The following is a 25605-nucleotide window of genomic DNA, read 5'->3' on the forward strand; positions in this document are numbered from 1 at the left end:
CCGCCGGCATCTCGGTTCCCGCCCGCCCCACCGATCCGTCCTCCCCCGGGGGACTCGCGAGGGCACGCTACCTGCGTCGTTCCCCAGCAGGCTCGCCATCGCGGCCCGTCCCGCCCGGCGACAAGTGGGCACGTTCCATGAGAATTTCGGACAACCTTCCAGACCCGCCCGCCGCAGGGCAGTCAGGGATGACTTTCTCGGAAGACAGATTCACCTGTCCCTGGCGGACGTGACCTCAGCCGGTCACTCCGGGGACACGGGACCGCTCAGCCGCGACTCGACCGGGTTCGGCTCCCGGGCCTGCGCGAGCCGCTCCAGGGCGGCGTGCGCGTGCCGCGACCGCCAGCGGTGCGCCGCGAGCCGGTGGAACTTGGCGAGCTGCGCCGCGGGGGGACGCGCTCCCCCGGTCAGCTCGTAGCCGTTCTGGACGAGCCGCGAGGCGAGGACGTGCTCGACCAGGTCGGCCTCCCAGTCCTCCATGCGCTCGCGCCAGGCCCCGACCTGGCGGGTGTTGACGGCCTCGTGCGTGTGCAGGTGCCACTTCCGCGAGGCGGGCACCGTCCGCCGGGCGTGCCGGTACGCCCGGGTCATCTCGGGGTCGTACTCCTCGCCGAGGAAGGCGCACAGCTTCACCAGCGCCTCCTCGGGCTCCGCGACGAGGTCCTCGTAGCGGAACTCGTAGAAGGTGTCCGGGCCGAGCCGCTCCCGCAGGTGGCGGCCCGTGTCGACCGCCTCCCGCCAGGTCAGGGCCGCGGCGTGGATGTCGCCGTCGAACCAGGGCATCCGCGTCAGCGAACTGACCGCGTCCCGGCCGTCCCGGAGGAGGTGGACGAACTGCGCGTCCGGGAACATCCGCTGGAGCATCGACACCCGGCGGAAGTAGCTCGGTCGCTTGTCCCCCCAGCGCGGCTTGCCGTGCTTGCGCGCGTACGCGCGGAAGACGGCCGCGATCGCGGAGCCGAGCGTCGGCGGCGCGTTCACGATCTCCTCGATCGCGTCGCCGGCGTCCAGGTCCAGGACCCTGAACTTGGTGTTCCTGCCGTGCACGATCCACTCGGCCAGCGCGCGCCGGTTCTCCGACAGCTCCAGGTCGCCGAAGTCGTGCCGCACCTCGTACGCGGTATGCACGAACCTCGTCTCGGACGGGAACGCGATGCGCCGATGCGAGTGCAGCATCTGCTGCAGCAGCGTCGTCCCCGATCGCGGGCATCCGAGGACGAAGATGGGGCGGCAGGACTCCGTTGTCATGTCGCGGCACCGTACCCGCGGTCCCTGAGACGAACCTCCAGCAAACCTCAACGAACGCTGAAGGCCGCCCCGGCGCCCCGCCGGAGAGGCCATCCGCCGTCTTCGCGAACGGCCAGGTCAACGGCCCGGGACCGGCGATCGAACAGTAAAAGACTTCCCTGTAGCCGAGAAGTAAGCTAAAGTAACGATCGGTGTGCCGGGAAGCCTGGTCGGCGAGACAGGAGATGTCTGCGACCAGGAGGGCTGATGATTCCCCGGCACTTTCTCATCGCGCACCCTGCACCGCGCAGTGCCGTGCCGTCCCGCCGCAGGCCTCACCACCTGCGATCCGTGACCTGGGCGCACGACTTCCCAGATAGCTGAGCACGTCTCCCTTCGTCGATCGACCTCGTCGATCGACCTGCTCCGATCGACGAAGCCTCTTCGGCGCCGGCCGGCCGCGTTCCGCCGCTCCGGCGCGATCCATGACGTCTCGACCCGGAAGCGTGCACTCCCATGGGCGAATTCATCGATGCGGCGTTCGGTTTCCCGACGGCGCTGTTCAGCTTCTCACTCCTCGTCGTGGCCGCCTACTGGACGCTCGTCCTGCTCGGCGGCCTGGACCTCGACTTCCTCGGCGCCGGCGCCGATGCCGACACGGGGGCCGGCGCCGGCGCCGAGGACGGCACGGCCGGCGGGCTGCTCGGGCTCGGCGGCGTCCCGGCCACCGTCGGGCTGTCGCTGCTGATCGGGCTCGCGTGGTTCGTCAGCCTCGCGGGGGCGGCGCTGTTCGAGGGCGCCGCGGCGCGGGTCCTCGTCCTGCCCGTCGCGCTGGCCGCGGGCTGGGCCGGGACGCGGCTCGCCGTCCGCCCGCTGCGCGGCGTCTTCCAGCACCGGGCCGAGGCGTCGCTGCGCGACTTCGTCGGGCTGCCGTGCGTGATCCGCACCGGCCGGGTCGGCCCGGACTTCGGCCAGGCCGAGGTCACCGCCGCCGACGGCTCGTCCGCCGTCGTCCAGGTGCGGCAGCCCGCCGCGGACGTGCCCGTGGCCGGCGCCGCGGAGGGCCTCGGGCTCACCGCCGGCAGCATCGCGCTGATCTTCGACTTCGATCCGGAGGGCCGCTTCTTCTGGGTCATGCCGCACGACACGGCCGCCGACCTCCGCTGAGCCCCCGCGACACCCACCCGCGGTAAAGACCCCGCGCCCCACCCCGCGACACAGACCCCCGCGACCTCACCCCCGGCAGACAGGGATATCGATGGACACCATCACGATAGGAGCCGGCGTGCTCCTCGCTCTCGCGCTGCTCGTCACCCTCGGCCTCGTGCTGATGGTGACCCGGTTGTTCCGCAAGGTCGACCAGGGCCGCGCGCTCATCATCTCCAAGCTCAAGAAGGTCGACGTCACCTTCACCGGTGCGATCGTCCTGCCGGTCCTGCACCGCGCCGAGTTGATGGACATCTCGGTCAAGACGATAGAGATCGAGCGGACCGGGCGGGACGGCCTGATCTGCAAGGACAACATCCGCGCCGACATCCGCATCACGTTCTTCGTCCGCGTCAACAAGACCGTCGAGGACGTCGTGAAGGTCGCGCAGGCCATCGGCACGGAGCGGGCCAGCAGCCAGGAGACGCTGCAGGAGCTGTTCGCGGCGAAGTTCTCCGAGGCGCTGAAGACCGTCGGCAAGCACCTCGACTTCGCCGACCTCTACACGCGCCGCAACGAGTTCCGCGACCACATCATCCGCGTGATCGGCACGGACCTGAACGGCTACAGCCTTGAGGACGCCGCGATCGACTACCTGGAGCAGACGCCCCTGCTCTCCCTGGACAGGTCCAACATCCTGGACGCCCAGGGCATCCGGAAGATCACCGAGCTGACCGCGATCGAGCACGTCCGCACCAACGAGCACGCCCGCAACGAGGAGAAGGAGATCACCCGCCAGAACGTCGAGGCGCGCGAGGCGATCCTGGAGCTCGAACGCCGCCAGGCGGACGCCGAGCTGCGGCAGGAGCGCGAGGTCGAGACCGTCCGCGCCCGCGAGACGGCGGAGATCGAGCGGGTCAAGGCCGAGGAGCGGCTGCGGGCGCAGCTCGCGCACATCCGCACCGACGAGCAGCTCGGCGTCCAGCACGAGAACAAGGACCGCGAGGTGTCGGTCGCCGCGAAGAACAAGGAGCGCGTCCTCGCGATCGAGAGCGAGCGGATCGAGAAGGACCGCGTCCTGGAGGTCATCGCCCGCGAGCGCGAGACGGAGCTGACCCGCATCGCGGCCGACAAGGAGGTCGAGGCGGAGAAGCGCGAGATCGCGAACGTCGTCCGGGAGCGGATCGCGGTGGAGCGGACCGTCGCCGAGCAGGAGGAGGGCATCAAGCGGCTGCGCACGGTCGAGGAGGCCGAGCGGGCCCGCCAGTCGGTGATCATCCACGCGGAGGCCGAGGCGCAGGAGAACCTGGTCAAGGACATCAAGGCCGCCGAGGCGGCCGAGGCCGCCGCCGAGCACCGCGCCCGCGAGGAGCTGACGATGGCCAAGGCGCGCCAGGAGGCCGCCGAGATGGACGCGCAGGCCAAGATCCGGCTGGCCGAGGGGCTGCGCGCGGAGGCCGCCGCGAGCGGGCTGGCCGAGGTCCAGGTCCGCGAGCGCGACGCCGAGGCGATCGAGAAGGTCGGCCGCGCCGAGGCCGCCGTCGCCCAGGAGAAGGCGCTGGTCGAGGCCGCGCGCATCCGCGACAACCTGCGGGCCGAGGCGGAGGGCCTGTCGGAGAAGGCCGGCGCGATGGCCGCGCTGGACGAGGCGTCCCGCGAGCACGAGGAGTACCGGCTGCGGCTGGAGGCCGAGAAGGACGTCCGGCTGGCCGGCATCGAGGTGCAGCGCAAGGTCGCGGAGGCGCAGGCCACCGTCCTCGCCACCGGGCTGGAGCAGGCCGACATCAACATCGTCGGCGGCGACTCGGTCTTCTTCGACAAGCTCGTCGGCTCGATCGCGCTGGGCAAGAGCGTCGACGGCTTCGTGCAGAACTCCGATGTCGCGCAGTCGGTCGCCGGTCCCTGGCTGGACGGCTCGTCGAGCCTGCCCGGCGACCTGTCCCGCCTGCTGGGCTCGGTCGGCACCGGCGGCGTCCGCGACCTGACCCTGTCGGCGCTGCTGCTGCGCCTGATCAAGTCGGGCGGTCCGGAGAGCGCCGGCTTCCAGGACCTGCTGGACACCGCCCGGCGGCTCGGCATCGCCGAGGCGCCGCTGAGCGAAGTCAACGGAACCACACTGACCGCCAACTGATCACAGTACTGCGGCGAGCCGCCGGTGCCGGGGGCCGCCGGCCCGACGGCTCGCCGCCCCGCGGACCCGCCATGCCCGAGACGGCGGCGTCCACGGGACGGGGCTGCCGCGGCGGAGACAGGATCGGCAACCGACATGGACGGGAGCGACGGGGTGACCGAGGGCGTCGAGGAGGCCACCGGAACCGGGGCGGAACTGGACCACGGAACCTACGAGGTGCTGCGCGCCCGGCTCGCCGAGCACGCGGCGGAGCTGGGACGGCGGGCGGACGCGCTGAACGCGCGGCGGCTGGAGGTCTTCGGGGGCACCGAGCTGCGGCTGGCGGGCACCGAGCGGATCCGGACGGCGCACGACTGCGTGCCGAGGGACGTGGTCGCGCTCGGCGACGTCCTGCTGTTCGGCGGCAACGCCCTTCTCGGGCCGACGCCGGAGACCGCGGTCGAGGACGTCTTCTCGCTGCACCGCCTCACCCGGGGCGAGGAGGGCGTCGCGCTCGTCCCGGCCGGGCCGGAGGCGGTGCCGGGGCTCCTGGACGATCCGGAGTTCCTGCGCGACTTCGCCGGCATGTACCGGTACTACCGGCAGGCGCGGCTGCTCCAGCTGCGGCTGGTCGACGGCCGGCTGCTCGCGGTGTTCCAGACCGGCCCGCGGCTGACGGACCTGCGGGTCCTGCGGTGGCGGACGGCCCCGGACGGCGGCGTCGTCTACGAGGACGACCAGGGAGAGCGCGACCACGCGTTCCCGCCGGCGCACGACGTCGACTGGGTCGAGGCCACGCGCGACGACCACGTCCCCGGCCGGCACCCGCACATCTCGATCGAGGGCGAGGTGTTCGTCGGCACGACCGGCGGGGCACTGACCGTCAAGGTCGAGGACGACACCGGCGGCGGCGCCGGGGTGTACTCCGAGCCGGTGGACGAGCCGCTGCAGTCCCTCGCGGACGCCGACGTCCTGCACGCGCGGGTCGGGGCGCTGATCCTGCTGCGGATCCGCCCGTACAACGAGACGGCGTGGCGGCACCTCGTCTTCAACGTCCGCACCAAGGAGGTCGTGCGGCTCGACGGGATCGAGCAGGCGTGCCGGAGGCTGCCGGACGACCACGGCATCGTCTTCCCCGGCGGCTACCTCCTGGAGACCGGCGCGGTCAAGACGTTCGACACCGACGTCACGGGCCTGGAGTACGAGCGCGTCGTCCGCTCCCCCAACGGCGAGGACGTGCTCTACGTCTTCCACTCGCGAGAGGACGGCCGGTCGCTGCTGCTGCCGTACAACGTGATCCGCAAGCGGGTCACGACGCCGATCACCTGCCACGGGTACGCGCTGGCCGAGGACGGGACGCTCATCGCGATGCGGGCGCTGTCGGACGAGCCGGCCCGCGTCCACCCGCTGCAGCTCTGGGCCACCCCGTACGTCTCGGACGCGCACGCCGCCGCGCAGCCCGTCGGCACCGGACCGCTGGAGCGCGTCGGGAACGCCGACCTCGTCCGGGGCATCGCCGAGTGCCTGACGATCGTCCGGATGGTGGACGAGATGTCGCCGTCCGCCCCGGTGTTCGAGGCGCTGATCTCGGCGTGCACGCGGGTGCGGGACCTCCACCACTGGCTCGCCGACGACGACCTCGGCGACGCCGCCGCGCCGCTGGCGGACGTCCGCACGGCCGCCGGGCAGGTGCTGGAGGAGTACGAGAAGGTCCGCGCGCTCACCGAGCAGGCGGCCGCCGCGGTCTCCGAGGCGGCCGGCGACATCGCCGCGCTGATCCGCGCGGCGGATGCCGAGGCGCCGTCGGCCGCGGAGGGCTGGATCTCCCGGCTCGCCGGGTTCCGCCGCCTCCAGGGCCGCCTGGAGACGCTGCGCGACCTCCGCCACGCCGACCTCGTCCGGATCGGCGACCTCACCGAGACCGTCCAGGAGGGGCTTCGCACCGCGGGCCAGGGGGCCGTCGAGTTCCTTCAGGGAGAGGACGCGTTCACCTCCTACCACGCCGAGGTGGAGCGGATCACCGAGGCGGCGCACGCCATCGAGACGGCCGCCGACGCCGCTCCCCTCGCCGACCTCCTCGACGCGCAGAACGCGGGGCTGGAGGTCGTCACCGAGGTCGTCGGGGACCTCGACGTCACCGACGCGACCGCCAGGACCGCGATCCTGGAGCACGTCGGCGAGGTGCTCGCCGCCCTCAACCGGGCCCGCGCCGTCCTCGGCGCCCGGCGCCGCGACCTGCTCGGACGCGAGGGACGCGCGGAGTTCGCCGCGGAGCTCGGCCTGCTCGACCAGTCCATCGCCGCCGCGCTCGGCACCGCCGGCACGCCCGAGGCGTGCGACGAGCGGCTCGGCCGCCTCCTCCTGCGCCTGGAGACGCTGCAGGCCAGGTTCGCCGAGCCGGAGGAGTTCCTCGCCGAGCTGGAGACGAAGCGCACCGAGATCTACGAGGCGTTCTCGTCCCGGAAGCAGACGCTGCTGGACGAGCGCGCCCGCCGCACCGACCGGCTCGCCGCGTCGGCCGAGCGCATCCTGTCCGGGGTGCGCCGCCGCGCCGGCGCGCTCGCGTCCCCCGACGAGGTCGGCGCCTACTTCGCGACCGACGCCATGGTGGTCCGGCTGCGCGCGATCGCCGCCGAGCTGCGCGAGCTCGGCGACGACGTCCGGGCCGAGGAGCTGGAAGGGCGCGTCAAGGCGGCCCGGCAGGAGGCCGGCCGCGCGCTGCGCGACCGCCTCGACCTGTACGGCGACGGCGGCGGGACGATCCTGCTCGGGCGGCACCGCTTCGCGGTCAACACCCGCCCGATCGAGCTGACCCTCGTCCCGCACGGCGACGGCATGGCGTTCGCGGTCACCGGCACCGGCTACCGCGCGCCCGTTCGCGACGAGGGCTTCGCCGCGACCCGCCACCTGTGGAACCAGTCGCTCGTCTCGGAGACCCGGGACACCTACCGGGCCGAGTACCTCGCCACGTCGGTCCTCGCGTCCTCGTCCCTCGGCGAGCTGAACCGGGCCGCGGTCGGCGGGCGGCTGCTCGCCGTCGTCCGGGACGCGGCGGCCGACCGCTATGACGAGGGCTACGAGCGCGGCGTCCACGACCACGACGCGGCCCGCATCCTGGAGGCGCTGCTGCGCCTCCGCACCGAGGCCGGCCTGCTGCGCTACCCGGGCGACGCCCGCGCCTCGGCCCGGCTGTTCTGGACCCACGGCCCGGACGAGGCGGAGCGCGCGGCCTGGACGGCCCGCGCCCGCTCCCTCGTCCGCGCCCGCGACGTCTTCGGGGGCGCCGGCGCCCTCACGGACCTCGCCGCGGAGCTCGCCTCGTCCGTCACCGGGTTCGCCGGGCAGCACGGCCTGCCCGCGCCCGGACCCCTGGCCGCCGAGTACCTGATCGAGGAACTGGCCTGCGCGCCGGACGGCTTCGTGACGAGCCAGGGGGCCCGCACCCTGCTGAAGGGCCTCGCCGACGCGGTCGGCGACGGCCCGCTCGACGACGACCTCCGCGCGGCCGGGAGCCTCGCCGCCCGGCACCAGCTCGCGGAGGCGTGGCTCACCGCGTTCCTGGCGACGTCCGGGGGCGACCCGGCGGACGTCCCCGAGGCCGTGGCGGCGCTGCTCTGCGCGTCCGCCGGCTACGACTCCCCCGCCGCCCTGACCGCCACCGTCGACGGCCTGCTCGGCGACCACCCCCGCATCACCGACCAGAGCATCGCCCTCCGGCTGGACGAGCTGCTCGCCCGGACGCACCGTTTCCGCACCGGGCGGGTCCCGGAATTCCGCGCCTACCAGAAGCGGCGGAACGACCTCATCGCGACCGAGGAGAAAAGGCTCGGCCTGGCCGACCTCAAGCCGCGGGCGATGAGCGCGTTCGTCCGCAACCGCCTCATCGACGAGGTCTACCTGCCGCTCATCGGCGACAATCTGGCCAAGCAACTCGGCACCACCGGGGACACCAAGCGCACCGACCGGATGGGGCTGCTCCTGCTCATCTCCCCGCCGGGTTACGGCAAGACGACCCTCATGGAATACGTCGCCGACCGCCTCGGCCTGGCGCTGGTGAAAGTGGACGGGCCCGCGCTCGGAAACGGCGTCACGTCCCTCGACCCGGCCCAGGCGCCCAACGCCGCCGCGGCCCGCGAAGTCGAGAAAATCAACTTCGCTCTGGAGATGGGCGACAACGTCCTGCTCTATCTGGACGACATCCAGCACACGTCACCCGAACTCCTGCAGAAGTTCATCCCCCTCTGCGACGCCCAGCGCCGCGTCGAAGGGGCGGGAGGGACCCACGACCTGCGCGGCAAGCGCTTCGCGGTCTGCATGGCCGGAAACCCCTACACCGAGTCCGGCGGCCGCTTCCGCATTCCCGACATGCTCGCCAACCGCGCCGACGTGTGGAACCTGGGCGACGTCCTCTCCGGCAAGGAGGACCTGTTCGCGCTGAGCTATATAGAGAACGCGCTCACGTCGAACCCCGTGCTGGCGCCCCTCACCGCCCATGACCCCGCCGATGTGGAACTGCTGGTGCGGCTCGCGTCGGGCGACGACACCGTCCGCCCCGACCGCCTCTCCCACCCTTACTCCCAGGCCGAACTGGAAGAGATCCTCGCCGTTCTCGGAAAGCTCCGGCACGTCCAGCGGGTGGTCCTCACCGTCAACCGCGCCTACATGGCCTCCGCCGCCCAGGACAACGCGTCCCGTACCGAACCCGCATTCCGGCTCCAGGGCTCCTACCGCGACATGAACAAGCTCGCCGAGCGCATTCTCCCGGTGATGAACGAGGCGGAACTGGAATCGGCCATCGACGACCACTACCGGGCCGAATCGCAGACCCTCACGTCCGACGCCGAGGCCAACCTGCTCAAGCTCGCCGAGCTCCGCGGCCGGCTGACCCCGTCCGAGGAGGCCCGCTGGACGGAGATCAAGTCCGCCTTCCGGCGCTCGCAGACGCTGGCCGCCCATGAGGACGACCCGTCGGTGGGCGCCCTCCTCCACCTGGCCGACAAGCTCGCCGCCATCGAGACGGCCCTGCGCACCGGCCGGTGAGGTCCGGCGAACCGGCCGGGGGCGCGCCCCCGGCCGGACGTCGCCGAACGCAGCGGACCGGTGGCCAGGGGTGGTCATCCGGGGCCCGTCGCCCCTACCTTGGACGACCACGATCACCTCGGACATCGCGGACGAACGGGAAGGTGCGGCATGCCGGAGCCCTCGGTTGCCCCTGACACGACCGGCGGCGGGGCGCGGGACGGCGGCGGGCGCGACCGGCTACGGCGGGCGGCGCTGCTCGCGGTCGGCTTCGCGTTCTCCTACGGCCTGGTGCTCACGCTCCTCAGCGACGTCTTCTTCTGGTTCGCGATCCCCGGGCTCCTCGGCCTCGTCACCGTCGTGATCATCACGCTCCACCTGTACCTGCACCGGCCGTTCGGGCGGGCCGTCCCGTACGCGACGGACGGCACCGACCGCGAGGGGCCGGTGAGGCACCACTACGCGGTCCTGACCCGGCGCTACCTGCTGATCGTCGTGGCGGGCGCGGCGCTGGCGGCCGTCCCGCTCGTGCTGAAGGCCGCGGTCGCCTATCCGCTCATCGGCGTGGGGATCGTGACGCTCGGGCAGGGCACGCGGTTCTTTCTCGACCAGATCCTGTGGATGAGGAAGTGCGCCCGCGTGCTGAAGGTGTACGACTTCGAGTTCCGCTCCCCCGTGCAGAAGTCCAACCTCCGGAGCCGGGGACGGCGCTCGCTGACCCTGGGGACGGAGGGTGCCCCGCGGATGGCGGCGCGGGAGCCGCTGTTCTCGGACCGGTGGCCGAGGGAGATCGCCGGCGGGGTGTGGTTCGCCGGGGACGAGCCGTTCGGCGGGGCCATCCTCGTCCCGGACACGGGTGAGCTGATGTGCATGCAGCCGGAGAACTGGTCCGTCCACGAGAAGGCGCGGCAGCAGGCCGGGGCCGAACGCCGGGAGAAGGCGGCGCGGGCCGGGCTCGCGCGCCAGACGATCACGGCGTGACGACGAGCTTCCCGCGGGTGTGGCCGGAGCGGCTCGCGTCGAAGGCGGCGGCGGTCCCCTCCAGTGGGAACGCGCCGGCCACCTCGACGCCGAGGGCGCCCCGGTCGGCCAGCGCCGCGAGCTGGGCGAGCTTCGCGCCGCTCGGACGGACCCAGATCCAGTGACCGCCGTGCTCCCCGACGGTGTCGTCGGCGACCGAGACGTGCCGCCCGCCCGCCGCCAGGACCGCGAGGGTCACCTCCAGCTGGCCGCCCACGAAGTCGGCGACCGCGGACACCCCGCCGGGCGCCAGCTCCCGGACCCGCTCGGCCAGGCCGTCCCCGTAGTCGACCGGCTCGGCGCCGAGTTCGCGCAGGTAGTCATGGTTCTTCTCGGACGCGGTGCCGATGACGCGGGCGCCGCGGTCCCGTCCGATCTGCACGGCGAAGCTCCCGACGCCCCCGGACGCCGCGTGGACGAGCAGGATCTCGCCCGGACCGACCCCGAGCCGGTCGAGGGCGCGCTGCGCGGTCATCCCGGCCAGCGGGAGGCCCCCGGCCCGGTTCCAATCGAGCGAGGCGGGCTTGTGCGCCACATGGTCGGCCGCGACGGCGACGTACTGCGCGAACGTCCCGGCGCCGACCACGTCCTTGCGCGCGTAGGACATCACCTCGTCGCCCGGGGCGAACTCCGGCACGTCGGGGCCGAGGGCCCGCACCACGCCCGCGACGTCCCAGCCGGGGATGACCGGGAAGACCGTGTCCAGCATCCCGTCGAGGCCGCCCGCCATGACCTTCCAGTCGACCGGGTTGACCCCGGCCGCGCGGACCTCGATCAGCACCTGGCCGGGGCCGACCTTGGGGTCGGGGACGTCCCCGACCCTCAGCCGGGAGTTGTCGGAGGCGAACGAGTCGTAGGTGACGGCGCGCATGCCCCACAGCCTGCCACCCGCCGCGCCCCCTAAACCCGAACACGTAGGAGAATGCCTACGTTTGACAGGTAGGAGATCGCCTACCTATTCTCGTCGCCATGAACATCACCCATGTGCGGTCGCTGACCGTCCCCGTCTCCGACCAGGACGCGGCCAAGGACTTCTACGCGGGCACGCTCGGCTTCGAGGTGGTCGCCGACCAGGCCGCCGGCCCGATCCGCTGGCTGCAGCTCGCCCCCGAGGGCGCGGACACGACCGTCGTCCTCGCGAACCACCTGCCCGGCGTGCCGGCGGGCAGCGTCCAGGGGCTGATCCTGGAGACGTCCGACCTCGACTCGGACTGCGCGCGGCTGCGCAGCGCCGGCGTGGACGTCGACGGCCCGCAGGACCTGCCGTGGGGCCGCCAGGCCACGCTCACCGACCCCGACGGCAACGGCATCGTGCTGGCCGCCCGGTGACCGGGGACGTCTTCGCCGCGCTGGCCAGCCCCGTCCGGCGGGAGCTGACGTCGCTGCTGCTCTCCGGCCCCCGCCCCGTGAACGACCTGGCCGCGCACTTCACGATGAGCCGCCCGAGCGTGTCCGAGCATCTCCGGGTGCTGCGGGACGCGGGCCTGGTCACCGAGCGGCGCCACGGCCGCCGGCGCGTCTACAGCCTGGAGCCCGCCCCCCTGCGCGAGCTGTCGGAGTGGCTCACCCCGTACGAGCGGTTCTGGCGGGAGAGGCTCGCCGGCCTGCGCGACCTGCTGGGCGAGGAGGACCTGTGACACCCGCCCGCGAACGCGCCTCCATCGAGGTGGACGAGTTCCTGCCCCACCCGCCCGAGAAGGTCTGGCGCGCCCTCAGCGAGCCCGGCCTGCTCGCACGCTGGCTGATGCCGAACGACTTCGAGCCTGTCGTCGGGCACCGCTTCACCTTCGCCGCCAAGCCCATCCCCAGCGTCGGCTTCGACGGGAGGATCGCCTGCGAGGTCCTCGCCGTCGAGGAGCACCGCCTGCTCCGCATCAGCTGGCACGGCGGCGGCCTGGACACCACGGTCACCTGGCGGCTGGCCCCGGAAGGGCACGGCACCCGCCTCTTCATCGAGCACGCCGGCTTCGACCTGGACGACCCGGTCAACGCCTACGCCTTCCGGGGCATGGGCAGCGGCTGGCGCTCCGACGTGCTCCGCTCCCTCCGCACGACCCTGTCCACCCTCACCTGACCGTCCGCCCTCGCTTGACCGCCCTCACCTGACCGCCCGGATCAGGCGACGGTCTCCAGCGGGGGCTCGGAGGCGAACTGGGTCCGGTAGAGGTCGGCGTAGCGGCCTTCGGCGGCCAGCAGCTCGTCGTGGGTCCCCCGTTCGACGATGCGGCCGTCCTCGACGACGAGGATGAGGTCGGCGGCGCGGACGGTGGAGAGCCGGTGGGCGATGACCACCGCGGTACGGCCGTCCAGGGCCTCGGCCAGTGCCTCCTGGACGGCGGCCTCGGAGGTGGAGTCGAGGTGGGCGGTGGCCTCGTCCAGGATCACCACGCGCTGCCGGGCCAGCAGGAGGCGGGCGATGGTGAGGCGCTGGCGCTCGCCGCCGGAGAGGCGGTAGCCGCGCTCGCCGACGATCGTGTCGAGGCCGTCCGGCAGGCCCTCGATGAGGGTGTCGAGGCGGGCGCGGCGCAGCACGTCCCAGAGCTCCTCGTCGGTCGCCTCGGGGCGGGCCAGCAGGAGGTTCTCGCGGATCGACTCGTGGAACAGGTGGCCGTCCTGCGTGACCATGCCGAGCGTGTCGCGGATGGACTGGAAGGACAGGTCGCGGACGTCCACGCCGCCCAGCCGGACGGTGCCGGAGTCGACGTCGTAGAGGCGCGGCAGCATCTGCGCGATCGTCGACTTGCCCGCGCCGGACGAGCCGACCAGCGCGACCGTCTGGCCTGGCTCGGCGCGGAACGTCACGTCGTGCAGGACGTCCACGCCGCCGCGGGTGTCGAGGGTGGCGACCTCTTCGAGCGAGGCGAGGGAGACCTTGTCGGCCGACGGGTAGGCGAACCGGACGTTCTCGAACTCGACGGCGACCGGGCCTTCCGGGACGCCGCGCGGGTCGGGGCGCTCGGCGACGAGCGGCTTCAGGTCGAGGACCTCGAAGACCCGATCGAAGCTGACGAGCGCGCTCATCACCTCGACGCGGGAGCTGGCGAGGGCGGTCAGCGGCGCGTAGAGGCGGGTGAGCAGGAGGGCGAGGGCGACGACGGCGCCGGCGTCGAGGTGGCCGCGCAGGGACAGGTAGCCGCCGAGACCGTAGACGAGCGCGAGGGCCAGCGCCGACACCATGGTGAGCGCGGTGATGAAGACGTGCTGCACCATCGCGGTGCGGACCCCGATGTCGCGGACGCGGCGGGCGCGGGCGGCGAACTCGGCGGACTCCCTCGACGGGCGCCCGAACAGCTTCACCAGCGTCGCCCCCGGCGCGGAGAAGCGCTCGGTCATCTGCGTGCTCATCGCGGCGTCGTGCGCGGCGGCCTCCCGTTCGAGCCGCGCCAGGCGGGAGCCCATGCGGCGGGCCGGGAGCACGAAGACGGGCAGCAGGACCAGCGCGAGCAGGGTGATCTGCCAGGAGATCCGGACCATCACCGCGAAGGTGAGCAGCACGGTCACCAGGTTGCTGACGACACCGGACAGGGTGTCGCTGAACGCGCGCTGGGCACCGATCACGTCGTTGTTGAGGCGGCTGACCAGGGCGCCGGTGCGGGTCCGGGTGAAGAACGCGACCGGCATGCGCTGGACGTGGTCGAACACGGCGGTGCGCAGGTCGAGGATCAGCCCCTCGCCGATACGGGCGGACAGCCACCGGTTGGCCAGCCCGAGCCCGCCCTCGGCGAGCGCCAGCACAGCGATCAGCACGGCGAGCCCCACCACGGTGGACGTCGCGGCGTGGTCGACGATCGCGTTGACGACCCATCCGGCGAGGACGGGGGTCGCGACCGCGATGACCGCCATCACCACGCTGAGAAAGAGGAACGCGGCGAGTTGCCGCCGGTGCGGGCGGGCGAAGCGGCCGATGCGCCGCAACGTCGCCTTGGAGAACGGCCGGCCGTCCTGCGCGTTCATGGCGTGATGCAGCGACATCCACGCCGTGACTTCCATGTCCATGGGGACCCCTGATCATCGTTAGCCTGGAAGACGAGCATGCGACCTCAAGATTGGTTGAGGTCAAATCGCGCCGTCGTGGTGCCGCCGGGAGACACTCTCTCCCGGGGGTACGACATTTCAGCGAAGGGTCGCTTGTGGACATCGACGAGATCAGGACAGACACCCCCGGCTGCGCGAAGGTGGCCCACCTCAACAACGCCGGCGCCGCGCTGCCGCCGCGTCCCGTCATCGACGCCGTCGCCGGGCATTTCGCCCAGGAGTCGACGATCGGGGCGTACGAGGCCGCCGACCAGAACCAGGCCGCCATCGACCGGTTCTACGGCGCGGTCGCCCGGCTCCTGGGCGCGCGGCCGGACGAGATCGCCTACGTGGAGAACGCCACGCGCGCGTGGGACCTGGCGTTCTACTCGATCCCCTTCGCGGACGGCGACCGCATCCTGACCACGACGAGCGAGTACTCCAGCAACGCGATCGCCTACCAGCAGGTGGCGGCGGCCACGGGCGCCCGGGTGGAGGTCGTCCCGGACGAGTCCGACGGCACGCTCTCCCTCGACGCGCTGGAGGCGGAACTGGCCAAGGGCAACGTCCGGCTGGTGTCGCTCAACCACGTCCCGACGCACAACGGCCTCGTCAACCCGGCGGCCGAGGTCGGGCGGCTGTGCCGCGAGCACGGCGTCCTGTACCTCCTGGACGCCTGCCAGTCGGTCGGCCAGCTCACCGTGGACGTCACCGAGATCGGCTGCGACATGCTGTCGGCGACGGGTCGCAAGTTCCTGCGGGGCCCACGCGGAACGGGCTTCCTCTACGTCCGGCGCGACATCCTGCGGACCCTGGTGCCGCCGTTCCTCGACCTCCAGGCCGCCACCTGGAAGGCGCCGGACGGGTTCGAGATGCGCGACGACGCGCAGCGCTTCGAGACGTGGGAACGCTACGTCGCCGGGCAGATCGGACTGGGAGTCGCCGCCGACTACGCGGCGGACCTGGGGATGCCCCAGATCCAGGAGCGCGTCCTGAACCTGGCCGCCGGGCTACGTGAGCGTTTGGCCGCGCGTCCCGGTGTCACCGTCCTCGACAAGGGGGCACGGCCGTCCGGCATCGTCACGTTCACCGTCGACGGCCACGACCCCGCCGCCATCCAGGCCGCGGCCAAGGCGCGCGGCGTCAACGTCAACGTCACCAACCCCAACACGCACGGATACGACCCGAACGCCGCACAAGCGGCCGTGCGAGCGTCCGTGCACTACTACAACACCGAGGGCGAACTGGAGCAGCTCCTGTCCGCCCTGCCGTAGGAGGCTCAGACGTTGGGGCGGGCCGCGCTGATGTCGGCGAGCGCCGAACCCGAGTCCTTCTCCATCGCCAGGTCGCCGATGGAGACGATGCCGACGGGACGGCCGTCCTCGATGACGGGGAGCCGCCGGACCGCGCGCTCGCGCATGATCTGCGCGGCCCGCTCCAGCGAGTCGTCGGGCCCGACGGTGGCGGTCACGCTGCTGGCGATGCCGCCGATCTTCACCGCCGCCGGGTCGCCCCCCGCCGCGAGGCCGCGGATCACCAGGTCCCGGTCCGTGACGACGCCCTTTAGGTGGTCGCCGTCGGCCACCAGGACGGCCCCGATGTCCTCGTCGCGCATCGCCCGCGCCACCGTCACGAGGTCGAGTTCCGGGCTCACCGAGGTGGGCGAGCCGGTCATGATGTCGCGGACCTTCGTGGCCATCGTGCACTCCTTGCGCCTCGCTGGTGGGTACCGCGGGCCCTACCCGAGACGCCCCGGGTCACTCATTTGAACGGGGCGAACACCCGCGCCGCCCCGTCCTCGTCCCAGGCCAGGCGGTTCGGATCCGCGCGCGCCGGGCGGACGGGAACGGTCGCGAAGCGGATCGAGGCGCCCGCCCCGAAGCCGCGGGCGAGGGTCACCAGGTCCCCGGCGCCCAGCCGCGGCACCGTCTCGACCGAGGCCGCGAGCACCGCTAGGAACTTGCCGAACCGCAGCGGATCGCCCCGCAGCTCCTTGACCTCCCGCGCGAACGCCGCCATGAACGCCTGCTGCCGCTCGATCCGCGCCAGGTCGGAGCCGTCCCCGTACCCGATCCGGCTGCGGACGTAGATGAGCGCCTCCTTCCCGTCCAGCCGCTGCTCCCCCGGGCGCAGTCGCAGCCCCGACCTCGGGTCGACGCCCGGCCGCGGCACCGTCATCCGGACGCCGCCGAGTGCCTCCACCATCCGGACGAACCCGGTGAACCCGACCACCACGGTCTGGTCGATCCGGACACCGGTCAGCGACTCCACCGTCTTCACCGCGCAGGAGACGCCGCCCACCGGGAACGCCGAGTTGATCAGGCCTCTGCGGGAGGGGATCACCTTTCCCTCGGACGTCTTGCACGCGGGGAGCACGACGAGCAAGTCGCGGGGGATGCTCACCGCCCGGACGTCCTTCCTGTCGGCCGGGACGTGCAGGAGCATCATGGTGTCCGAACGCGCCGAGTAGCTGTCGCCGCGCTCGTCCGACCCCAGCAGCAGCACGTTCATCGCCCGGCCCGGCGCCGCCGTCGGCGCGGTCGTGCCGGGCGCCACCGGGCGGGCGTCCCGGCCGTGGACGACCAGCGCCGGGACGACGATGGCCGCCGCCGTCACCGCCGCCACCACGCCGAGGAGCGTCCACCGTCCGAGGACCCGGCGCCTCCGCCGGGCACCGTCCAGCAGCCGGGTGCGCTGCCGGGCGAGCGTCGGCGGCGGCTCGTGCTCCAGCTCCCGGCCGAGATCACGGATCAGTTCCAGGTCGTCCACGCTCACTCCTCCTCACCCATCGGGTCGGTGTCGCCCAGCGCGGCGCGCACCTTGCGCCGGGCGCGGTTCAGCCGGGACCGGACCGTCCCGACCGGGATGCCGAGCGCCCGCGCCACCTCCTCGTAGGAGAGGTCGCCCCACGCCACCAGCAGCAGGACGTCCAGGTCCCTCCGCGCCAGCCCGGACAGCGCCTCCGCCAGCACGGGACGCGACGCCGACGCGGTCACCCCCGCCGCCACCCGGTCGGCGGGCCCCTCCACGGGACCGTCCACGGGACTGCGCCGCAGCGCCCGGTAGCGCGCGGCCTCCCTCCGGTGATGCCGCGCGACCAGCTTCGTCGCGATGCCGAACAGCCAGGGCCGCGCGTCCCGCTGCGCGACGTCGTAGCGGTGCCGCTTGCTGAACGCGGCGAGGAACGTCTCGCCGACGACGTCCTCCGCGGCCTCGGGCCCGAGCCGGCGCGAGACGTACCGGAAGAGCATCCCGGCATAGCGGTCGAACAGCGCTGCGAACGCCTCGGGATCGGCGAGCGAACTCTCGATGAGAGCGGCGTCGCACTCCTGAGCCGTCGGGGGAACGGTCATCGCGGCCACCATGGCATGCGCACCGGGCCTTCCCGTGCGGGGGACGTTGTCAGGGTTGTATCTCCGCAACCCCCCGTCCAGGTTCACGCGGGACACGAGCCTCACGGACACGGATCGCCGCGAACCTTCCCGATAAACTTCGCGTCCCCATATGCATGGGGGGTCGCCGGGGGAGGACCATTCCGCCGCCCGTCGAGATACGAGCAGAGGAGGGTCTGGACGTGGACGACGACGCCGAGCGGGGCGCGGAGACGTCCCGTACCGGGACCGCCGAATTCCGCGTCCCCAAGAAGGTCGACCTGACCCGCCCGGACATCCCCGTCCGCCGCAGGCCAAAGGACGCCGAGGAAGAGCCCCCACCCCCAAGCACCTGGTACGTCCAGTTCCCCGCCCCCCAACCAGAGGACGAGGAACCCCCCGAGGACACGACCGAGACCCCGCAAGCCGAGCCTGAAGAGCCCCCCGAACCTGCCAAGGACTCGGCCAGCACCGCCCCACCAGAACAGGACACGCCGTCAGACGACAGCGGCGCCTCACACCAGAACGCCACACCACCCCCCGCCCCCACAAACGCACCACCGAACCAAGACGCGCCACCACGAGACACCCGCACCGCAGGCGAGGCCCAGGCAACCTCCGAAGAGCGCACCGAAAGCGGCGCGCCCGAGCAGGACGCGCCATCACGAGACGGCCGCAGCGCTGTCGAGGACTCGGCAGCCTCCGCAGAGGACAACGAAAGCGGCGCCCCGCCTCAGCAGGAAGCACCGCGGCAAGGCGCCCGCACCCAACAGCAAGCGCCGTCTCAGGACGAGCGCGCCCGACGCGAGAACACCGCGCACGGTGCATCGGCACCTACCGCCCCACAGACCCGACCTGGCAGCGCCACCCCACCGAGGCAGGACGCGCCGTCGGAGGACAGTGGCGCCGCGCGTGAGAGCGCCACGCCACACGCAGGGCCTACGAACGCGCCACCGAAGCACGGCACGCCACGGCAAGACAGGCCCCCCGCGCAGGGCGCACCGGCACCTTCCAGCGCCCCACATGCAGGGCCAGGAACCGGCGCCCCGCCGAAGAAAGGCGCGCCACCGCAAGACGGGCGCACGGCGGGCAAGAACCAGGCAACCTTCGCAGGGCGCACCGAAGGTGGCGCTCCGCCGAGGCAGGACGCGCCGTCGGAGGACGGGCGCGCCGCGCGTGAGGGCGCGACGCCGGGCGCAGGGGCTACGAACGCACCGCCGAAACAGGACGTACCACGGCGGCCCCCCGCGCAGGGCGCACCGGCATCTCCCGGCGTCCCGCCGACACACGACGCGCCACCACGAGGCGGCCGCACCGCAGGCCAGGACCACGCGGAGCGCACCGATAGCGGTGTCCCACCTCAGCACGAAGCGCCGTCCAAGGACGAGCGCACCGCGCGTGAGAGCGCCTCGCCGCACGTTGGGCCTTCGACGGCACCGGCACCTTCTGGTGTCCCACATGCGGGGGCCGGCGCCCCGCCGAAGCATGGCGCGCCATCGCAGGACGTGGCGGCGGGGTCGTGGGAGGCGGTCTTGCCGGAGACGTCGGCTGCGACGACTCGGGTTGAGCGGTTGCCCGCGCCGGCTGCCTGGCAGGCGCCGCCGCAGTCGTGGGGCGGTGCGGCTCCGGCGCCGGTGGAGGAGAAGAAGCGTCGGCGGTGGGTCGTCGTTGTCGCGGCTGCCTTGGTGCTCGTGGTGGGGCTCGTCGCCGGGCAGCTTCTGCGGCCGCCGCCGGAGCCGACGGTCAGGTTGAGCGTCGCGGCCAGCCACACGTTCCCGGGGCAGGCGCCGGTGTTGCCGTGGCCCGCGGCGGGGCAGTCCGCGATCTACGTGGACGGGCTCGGGACGATGGGGTCCTCGGGCGGGGCGGTGCCGACGCCCACGGCGAGCGTCGCCAAGGTCATGACGGCGTACGTGTATCTGCGCGACCATCCGCTGAAGTCCGGGGAGGCCGGGCCGGTGCTGACGGTGTCGCCGCAGGCGGCGGCGCAGATCCCGGCGCGCAAGAGGCGCGGGGAGTCGCTGCTCGGGGTGACCGCGAACCAGCGGCTGACGCAGCGCAAGGCGCTGGAGGCGCTGCTGATCATCTCGGCCAACGACGTGGCGCACGAGCTGGCGCGGTGGGACTCCGGCGACGAGAGGGCGTTCGTCGCGAAGATGAACGAGGCGGCGAAGCAGCTGGGGATGACCGGTACGCGCTACACCGATCCGAGCGGCTACGACTCCGGGACGGTCAGCACGGCCGCGGACCAGGTGAAGCTGCTGCGGGCGGCGATGAGCCTGCCGTCCTTCGGGGAGATCGTGAACAACCGGATGTACGTGCCGGACGGCGGCGGTACCCCGCGGCAGGGCGGCAACTTCATCCTCGGGCGCAACGGCGTCGTCGGCGGGAAGACCGGGTACACCGACGCGGCCGGTGGGAACTTCGTGTTCGCGGCGCGCAAGGACGTCGGGGGCGTGATGACGCTGATCGTCGGCGCGGTGATGGGGCAGCGCTCCCCTAGCGCGGCGGACGCCGTCAATACGGCGGAGGGGATCCTCGTCGCGGCCGAGCGCGCCCTCGTCGCGAAGCCGCTCGCGCGCCGGGGCGACGTCGTCGGGCGGATCGACGACGGGCTCGACGGGAGCACCGCGCTGCGCGCGACGGCGCCGGTGGCCGTCGTCGGCTGGCCCGGCCTCACCGTGCGCGTGGGGTACGACGGCGACCCGCCGGCGGACGCCGCGCCGGGCGACGCGGCCGGCGCCATGGACGCGGGCCCGGCGCGGGTGCCGCTGGAGGCGGGCGAGCCGAAGGACGGGCCGTCCATCGTCAAGCGGCTGACCCGCCTCGGCTGACCCGCCGTCAGACGTACAGGGCGGACAGGAAGCGGATCAGCAGGGCCTCCCGGGTGGCGGGCGGCAGCGCGTCCAGGATGGTGTTGACCACGGCCATCTCGGGGTCGCCGCCGCCGTCCAGGTCGACGCCGGCGGACGCGAGCAGGGCGGCGAAGTCGGCGTCGTCGAGACCGTCGAGGTCCAGCTCGGCGAGCGCGTCCACGAGGTCGGACGGGACGTCGGGCGGGCCGGCGGCGCGGGCGCCGCGCACCGCGTCGGCCAGCGCCGCCAGCAGGGTGTCGACGTCGCTGACGCCGGTCAGGGTGAAGTGCAGGTTCGGCGGGCTGCCCTGGTAGGAGAGCTGCGGCTGGAAGTACCAGCCGCGGGCGCGGGCCTCGTCGGCGATCACGAAGACGTCCAGTCCGGGGTCGGTCGAGGCGACGGCGACGAGCGGCGCGACGGGGTCGCCGAGCACCCGCAGCCCGGGGATCTCCGCGATGCCCGCGATCAAGCGTTCCGCGGCCTTCATCGCGCTCTCGGCGAGGTCGCGGTACCCCTGCGCCCCGACCGCGGTGAGGGTCGCCCACGCGGCTCCGAGCGGCCCGGCGCTCTTGCTGCTCTGGACGCCGGCGTTGATGACCGTGTAGCCGGGCCAGTGCGCGGACGCGAAGTAGGCGTGCCGCCGGAGCGACTCGTCCGCGAACAGCACGACCGAGGCCCCCTTGGGCGAGTAGCCGTACTTGTGCAAGTCGCACGAGAGGGACGTCACCCCCGGCACGGACAGGTCGAACGGCGGGACGTCGCGCCCGGCGTCCCGCAGCCAGGGCAGCACCCAGCCGCCGACGCACGCGTCGACGTGGCATGGCACGCCCGCGCCGGCGGCGAGCGCGGCGATCTCCGGGACCGGGTCCATGACGCCGTGCGGATAGGACGGCGCCGAGGCGACGACCAGCACCGTGCGGGGGGTCAGCGCGGCGGCCGTCGCGGCGGGGTCGGCGCGGAAGTCGCCGTCGACCGGGACGTGCACGGTCTCCATGCCGAGGTAGTGCGCGGCCTTGTGGAAGGCGGGGTGCGCTGTAGCGGGCAGGACGATCTGGGGCCGCCCCTCCACCGGGCGGGCGTCCCGCGCGGCCTTCACCGCCAGCATGATCGACTCGGTGCCGCCGCTGGTGAAGATGCCGGAGCCGCCGCCGAGCTTGTCCGCGGCGAACCCGACGATCCGGCGTTCGAGCGCGACGATGCTGGGGAACGCCGTGGGGTCGAGGCAGTTGACCTCCAGCATCTCCTGGTAGGCGGTGGCGGCGAGGTCGTGCACGGCGTCGCGTCCGGTGTCGTACACGTACGCGGTGACCTGGCCGCCGCGCACGGGCAGGTCGGCGGCCCGCAGCCGGGCGAGCTCGGCGAGCAGGTCGGGGGCGGGGCGGCCGGTTTCGGGCAGGGCGCCGTGGTGCGGGTCAGCGGGCATAGGGCGTGCTTCCTCGGTCGGGGGCGGACGGCGGTGAGCCGCGGTGAGGTCATCCGGCGTTGCCGGAGGGCAGCCCGATCGCGGCGGCGACGGTGCGGCGCATCTGCGCGCGGAACCTGGCCACCGCGGCCGGGTCGTCCAGGCCGAGGCGGTTCCCGTCGGCGTCGAGGAGGCCGCCGCAGCCGAAGCCGTGGGTGCACCAGACGATGGTCCAGACGACGAAGTCGACGTCGACGTCATCGGCGACGATCTTGCGGGCCAGGCCGGTGACGATCTCCACCAGCGGCCGGACGTACTGCTCCTCCAGGTGCGCGATGTCGGCGGCGTCCGAGAGCCAGCGGTGCATCCACAGCGCGGGGACCTCCGGGCGCCGGAGGCAGAAGTCGACGTACCCGTCGACGAGGGCCAGCAGGCCCTCCCGGTCCATGGTGATCTCGGCGAGCGCCCGGTCGAGCGCGGCCCGTTCCGCCACGTGGGCGCGTTCCATCACGGCGAGGTAGAGGTCGCGCTTCCCGCCGACGTGGTAGGCGATGGTGGCGACGTTGAGCCCGGCGGCCTCGGCGATCATGCGGGTGGAGGTCCCGTCGTAGCCGAGCGCGGCGAACAGCCGCGTGGCCACCTCCAGGATCCGTTCGCGCCCGGTATCGCTGCTGGTCATCACCCCAAACTAGGCGTTGGCGAAGAATCCGGTCAATCGATTGATTGATCGTCCGGCGGCGTGGTGAGGGCGACGGTCAGCGCCATCTCCATCTCCAGCCGGGTCTCCGGGTCGTGCAGCCGCGCGCCGAACAGCTCCTCCAGCTGGTGCAGCCGGTACCGGACGGTCTGCGGGTGGACGTGCAGCCGGCTCGCGACCTCGGTGGCGTTGAACCCGTTCTGCAGGCAGGACAGGAGCGTCCGCATCAGCCGCTCACGGTGCCGTGGCCGGACGGCCCGCAGCGGCGCGAGGCGCAGGTCGGCGACCACGCGGACCAGGTCCTCGTCCCTGAAGACCACGAGCGCCGGCATGTGGTCGGCGCAGCGGATCAGCCGGTCGGACGGCAGGATCCCGCGGCGCGCCAGCGGCAGCGCCTCGCGGGCCCAGCGCAGCGACCTGGCCGCGTCCTCGGTGCGGACGGTCGGGCCGAGCGCGGCGACCCAGGCGCCCAGCGCGGACTCCAGCATCCGGCCGCGTCCGGGGCCCTCCGGGTCGGGGACGAGCAGGCAGGGCTCGCGGCGGTCGACGTCGGCGAGCACGTCGGGCGGCAGGTCCGGGTGCGCGAACGGCTGCCGGCCCCGCTCGTGCAGGACGACGGCCGCGACCGTCCGCGGGACGCGCCAGCGCGCGAGGCGGGCCAGGTCGGCGACGGCCCGCGGGGCGGCGGGCGGTTCGGCGAGCAGCAGGTCCAGCAGCCGGCGGCGGCGGTGCTCCAGCTCGCCCGCCTCCCGCTCACGGGCCGCGGTGTGGCCCTCGGCGGCGGCGCGGGCGACCTCGTCCAGGAACGCGAAGATCGCCTCGGCGATGCCGGCGAGGGTACGGCGGGAGATGTCGTACCGCTCGGACTCGGCGGCGAGCCGGCGCCACGCGACCCGGGCGCCGAGCCGCAGCGAGGTCTGCAGGACCTCCAGGTCGCGGCCCTCACGGGCCTCGGCCCGGCCGATCTCCCGGTAGACGGCGGCGACCTGCTCCCAGGAGCCGTCCGGGTCCATGACGAGGTCGGCGAACTGGCGCAGCGCGCCCTCGACGGCGAGCCGGAGGAGCCGCGTGTACTCCGCGTCCCGCGGGCGGGCGTACTCGGGGATCCCGGCGAGGATCTCCTCGATCATCTCCTCGGCGAGGGTGTCCAGATGGGGCCGGAACAGCGTGGCCAGCTCGCTCGGCACGCCCGGCCAGGGCGTGATCGGGGAGCGTTCCTCAAGGCCGCCGGTCACCGTTCGCACCTCCCGGTCGGGAAGCTACCGGCGGCCGTCCGGGCGGGCTGCACGACCGGGTACGCAATGCGGGCCCCGGGTTGTCAGCGGAGTGACAAACGAGGCGGGCTGCATACCCGCCCCGGCGAGTGGTCCCTAGGTGCGACGCGCGCTCGGACCGGCGAGGACGGCGACGGCGCCGAGGCCGAGGTAGATGAGGCCGGTCGCGTACCGCTGCCGGCGCCGGAAGACCGGCCGGGCCCGCAGCCACTCGCCGATCGAGCCGGCGGCCACCGCGTAGCCGATGTCCACGACCAGCCCGATCAGCGCGGTCGCGGCGCCCATCGCCGCGATCTGCAGCGGCACCGCTCCCGCGTCCTGGTCGGCGAACTGCGGCAGGAACGCCAGGAAGAACAGCACGACCTTCGGGTTGAGGACGTTGACGAGCGCGCCGTCGAGGTAGACGCGGCGCAGCGGCCGCGGTTCGAGTTCGAGCTCGCCGTCCTCACGGCCGCCGCGCAGCGTCCGGTACGCGAGGTAGACGAGGTAGGCGGCGCCCGCGTAGCGCAGGATCCCGAACGCGGTCGCGGACGCGGCGACGAGGGCGGACAGTCCGGCCGCGGCGGCGCCGATGTGGACGAGCGTGCCGGTCTCGACGCCGAGCGCGGACGCGATCCCGGCGCGGCGCCCCTCGCCGATGCTGCGCGTGGTGATGTACAGGTGGTTCGGGCCGGGGACCGCGACGAGCGTCAGGGCGGCCAGGAGGAACAGCACGGGGTTCGTCACACGAGCACGCTAGGACCACAGTGGACCATGCGACAGGACCAATCACGGCCGGGAAACGTGGACCAAATCAGCCGGGCGTCGCGGCGAACGCGCCGCCCAGCACGAGCCGCCCGGCCGTGCGGACCATGGCGGCGACCTCATCGACCGGCTGGCGGAGCGAGGCCAGGCTGATCAGCGCGGAGAGCAGGATGTGCCCGAGGACGATCTCGACGTCGTCGCGCTCGGGGACCGGGTCGCCGATCGCCGTGGAGAGCCGGTCGCGCAGGAACAGGAACAGGACGGTCCGGGCGTCGTCCACGCTGGAGTCGTCGGAGGTCACCGCCTGGATGATCGCGGACGTCAGGGTCGGCTCCGCCGCCGCCACGTGCACGATCCGCTCGAGCAGCGCGGTGAGGCGCTCCAGCGGGGTGTCGCCGACCGCGAGCGCGTCGATGTCGTCGGTGACCCGGTGCGCCCACGCCGCCGCGACCTCGGTGAGCAGGTGGTCCTTGGTGGCGAAGTACCGGTAGACGGTCGCCCGCGCGACGCCGGCGCGGTCCGCCACGTCGTGCATGGTGACGGCCGGGTAGCCGCCCTCCAGCGCGAGCTCCCGGGCCGAGTCGATCAGCCGCTCGCGCCGCGCCTGCTGGTCCTTGCTCAGCGTCCGCGTGACGGTGAACCGCGCATCGCCGTTCAAAACGCCTCCTAGCCGTGGCCACCCCCATTCTTTCCTACGTTCGCCTCAAACGCGTCCATCTCGGACGT

20 protein-coding genes are annotated in these 25605 nt (G+C 73.2%); 9 read left to right on the top strand and 11 right to left on the bottom strand.

Translation table 11 applies throughout. The annotated features are described in order from the left end of the window. Positions 1–243: 243 nt before the first annotated feature. Entirely contained in the window at positions 244–1248 is a 1005-nt protein-coding gene (locus K8Z49_RS20125) for a sulfotransferase family protein (RefSeq protein WP_021593240.1), read from the bottom strand. A 495-nt stretch (positions 1249–1743) separates the two neighbouring features. Here K8Z49_RS20125 and K8Z49_RS20130 point away from each other — a divergent pair, with 495 nt between their 5' ends. From K8Z49_RS20130 to K8Z49_RS20145, 4 genes are all read left to right on the top strand, one after another. Next, positions 1744–2394 carry a hypothetical protein gene (locus K8Z49_RS20130; protein WP_412520261.1) on the top strand — a complete coding sequence of 217 codons (651 nt, stop codon included), beginning with the start codon at positions 1744–1746 and terminating at the stop codon, positions 2392–2394. Positions 2395–2485: 91 nt separating this feature from the next. After that, on the top strand, positions 2486–4504 hold the full coding sequence (locus tag K8Z49_RS20135) for a hypothetical protein (protein ID WP_024935517.1): 2019 nt from the start codon (positions 2486–2488) through the stop codon (positions 4502–4504). Between the two features lie 135 nt (positions 4505–4639). Next, positions 4640–9523: a DNA repair ATPase gene (locus K8Z49_RS20140; protein WP_412520263.1), complete on the top strand. Its 4884-nt coding sequence runs from the start codon at positions 4640–4642 to the stop codon at positions 9521–9523. A gap of 150 nt (positions 9524–9673) precedes the next feature. Next, complete coding sequence (locus tag K8Z49_RS20145) at positions 9674–10483, top strand: hypothetical protein (protein ID WP_021593244.1); 810 nt, start codon at positions 9674–9676, stop codon at positions 10481–10483. Here the strand turns inward: K8Z49_RS20145 and K8Z49_RS20150 are convergent. Further along, positions 10473–11393, bottom strand: coding sequence for an NADP-dependent oxidoreductase (locus K8Z49_RS20150; RefSeq protein ID WP_021593245.1), 921 nt, complete (start codon positions 11391–11393; stop codon positions 10473–10475). The genes K8Z49_RS20145 and K8Z49_RS20150 overlap by 11 nt on opposite strands. A gap of 98 nt (positions 11394–11491) precedes the next feature. Here K8Z49_RS20150 and K8Z49_RS20155 point away from each other — a divergent pair, with 98 nt between their 5' ends. From K8Z49_RS20155 to K8Z49_RS20165, 3 genes are read left to right on the top strand one after another with little or no spacing between them, the layout of a single operon-like run. Next, the gene (locus tag K8Z49_RS20155) at positions 11492–11851 is read left to right on the top strand and encodes a VOC family protein (protein WP_111830183.1); all 360 of its coding nucleotides are present in this window, start codon (positions 11492–11494) and stop codon (positions 11849–11851) included. Beyond that, positions 11848–12159, top strand: a complete 312-nt coding sequence (locus K8Z49_RS20160; protein WP_111830184.1) for an ArsR/SmtB family transcription factor — start codon at positions 11848–11850, stop codon at positions 12157–12159. The genes K8Z49_RS20155 and K8Z49_RS20160 overlap by 4 nt, the downstream gene beginning before the upstream one ends. After that, a complete protein-coding gene (locus K8Z49_RS20165) occupies positions 12156–12596 on the top strand; it encodes an SRPBCC family protein (protein ID WP_021593248.1) in 441 nt (146 codons plus the stop codon). The genes K8Z49_RS20160 and K8Z49_RS20165 overlap by 4 nt, the downstream gene beginning before the upstream one ends. 41 nt (positions 12597–12637) lie before the next feature. Here K8Z49_RS20165 and K8Z49_RS20170 read toward each other — a convergent pair whose 3' ends face one another. Next, positions 12638–14518, bottom strand: coding sequence for an ABC transporter ATP-binding protein (locus K8Z49_RS20170; protein ID WP_412520267.1), 1881 nt, complete (start codon positions 14516–14518; stop codon positions 12638–12640). Between the two features lie 134 nt (positions 14519–14652). On the opposite strand from K8Z49_RS20170, the gene K8Z49_RS20175 reads away from it, so the two are divergent. After that, positions 14653–15810, top strand: a complete 1158-nt coding sequence (locus tag K8Z49_RS20175) for an aminotransferase class V-fold PLP-dependent enzyme (protein ID WP_412520269.1) — start codon at positions 14653–14655, stop codon at positions 15808–15810. Between the two features lie 5 nt (positions 15811–15815). Here the strand turns inward: K8Z49_RS20175 and K8Z49_RS20180 are convergent, their stop codons facing one another. The 3 genes from K8Z49_RS20180 to K8Z49_RS20190 all read right to left on the bottom strand — a co-directional run bounded on the left by K8Z49_RS20180 (position 15816) and on the right by K8Z49_RS20190 (position 17889). After that, complete coding sequence (locus K8Z49_RS20180) at positions 15816–16235, bottom strand: CBS domain-containing protein (protein ID WP_021593251.1); 420 nt, start codon at positions 16233–16235, stop codon at positions 15816–15818. 62 nt (positions 16236–16297) lie between these two features. Further along, entirely contained in the window at positions 16298–17305 is a 1008-nt protein-coding gene (locus tag K8Z49_RS20185) for an LCP family protein (RefSeq protein WP_412520271.1), read from the bottom strand. A gap of 2 nt (positions 17306–17307) precedes the next feature. After that, entirely contained in the window at positions 17308–17889 is a 582-nt protein-coding gene (locus tag K8Z49_RS20190) for an RNA polymerase sigma factor (protein ID WP_024935519.1), read from the bottom strand. A gap of 1589 nt (positions 17890–19478) precedes the next feature. Here K8Z49_RS20190 and K8Z49_RS20195 point away from each other — a divergent pair. Further along, positions 19479–20741 (top strand): D-alanyl-D-alanine carboxypeptidase family protein, encoded by a 1263-nt coding sequence (locus K8Z49_RS20195; protein ID WP_412520274.1) that lies wholly within the window; start codon positions 19479–19481, stop codon positions 20739–20741. A 7-nt stretch (positions 20742–20748) separates the two neighbouring features. Here K8Z49_RS20195 and K8Z49_RS20200 read toward each other — a convergent pair whose 3' ends face one another. The 5 genes from K8Z49_RS20200 to K8Z49_RS20220 form a co-directional block, all read right to left on the bottom strand. Further along, positions 20749–22185 (bottom strand): pyridoxal phosphate-dependent decarboxylase family protein, encoded by a 1437-nt coding sequence (locus K8Z49_RS20200; protein ID WP_412520276.1) that lies wholly within the window; start codon positions 22183–22185, stop codon positions 20749–20751. Positions 22186–22234: 49 nt separating this feature from the next. Beyond that, the gene (locus K8Z49_RS20205; protein ID WP_024935521.1) at positions 22235–22843 is read right to left on the bottom strand and encodes a TetR/AcrR family transcriptional regulator; all 609 of its coding nucleotides are present in this window, start codon (positions 22841–22843) and stop codon (positions 22235–22237) included. A 32-nt stretch (positions 22844–22875) separates the two neighbouring features. After that, complete coding sequence (locus K8Z49_RS20210; RefSeq protein ID WP_024935522.1) at positions 22876–24096, bottom strand: helix-turn-helix domain-containing protein; 1221 nt, start codon at positions 24094–24096, stop codon at positions 22876–22878. Positions 24097–24231: 135 nt separating this feature from the next. Continuing rightward, positions 24232–24861 (bottom strand): LysE family translocator, encoded by a 630-nt coding sequence (locus K8Z49_RS20215; protein WP_412520278.1) that lies wholly within the window; start codon positions 24859–24861, stop codon positions 24232–24234. A 67-nt stretch (positions 24862–24928) separates the two neighbouring features. Then, positions 24929–25537: a TetR/AcrR family transcriptional regulator gene (locus tag K8Z49_RS20220; protein ID WP_412520280.1), complete on the bottom strand. Its 609-nt coding sequence runs from the start codon at positions 25535–25537 to the stop codon at positions 24929–24931. Between the last annotated feature and the right edge of the window lie 68 nt (positions 25538–25605).

This window comes from Actinomadura madurae, assembly GCF_047130825.1.
Lineage (GTDB): Bacteria > Actinomycetota > Actinomycetes > Streptosporangiales > Streptosporangiaceae > Spirillospora > Spirillospora madurae.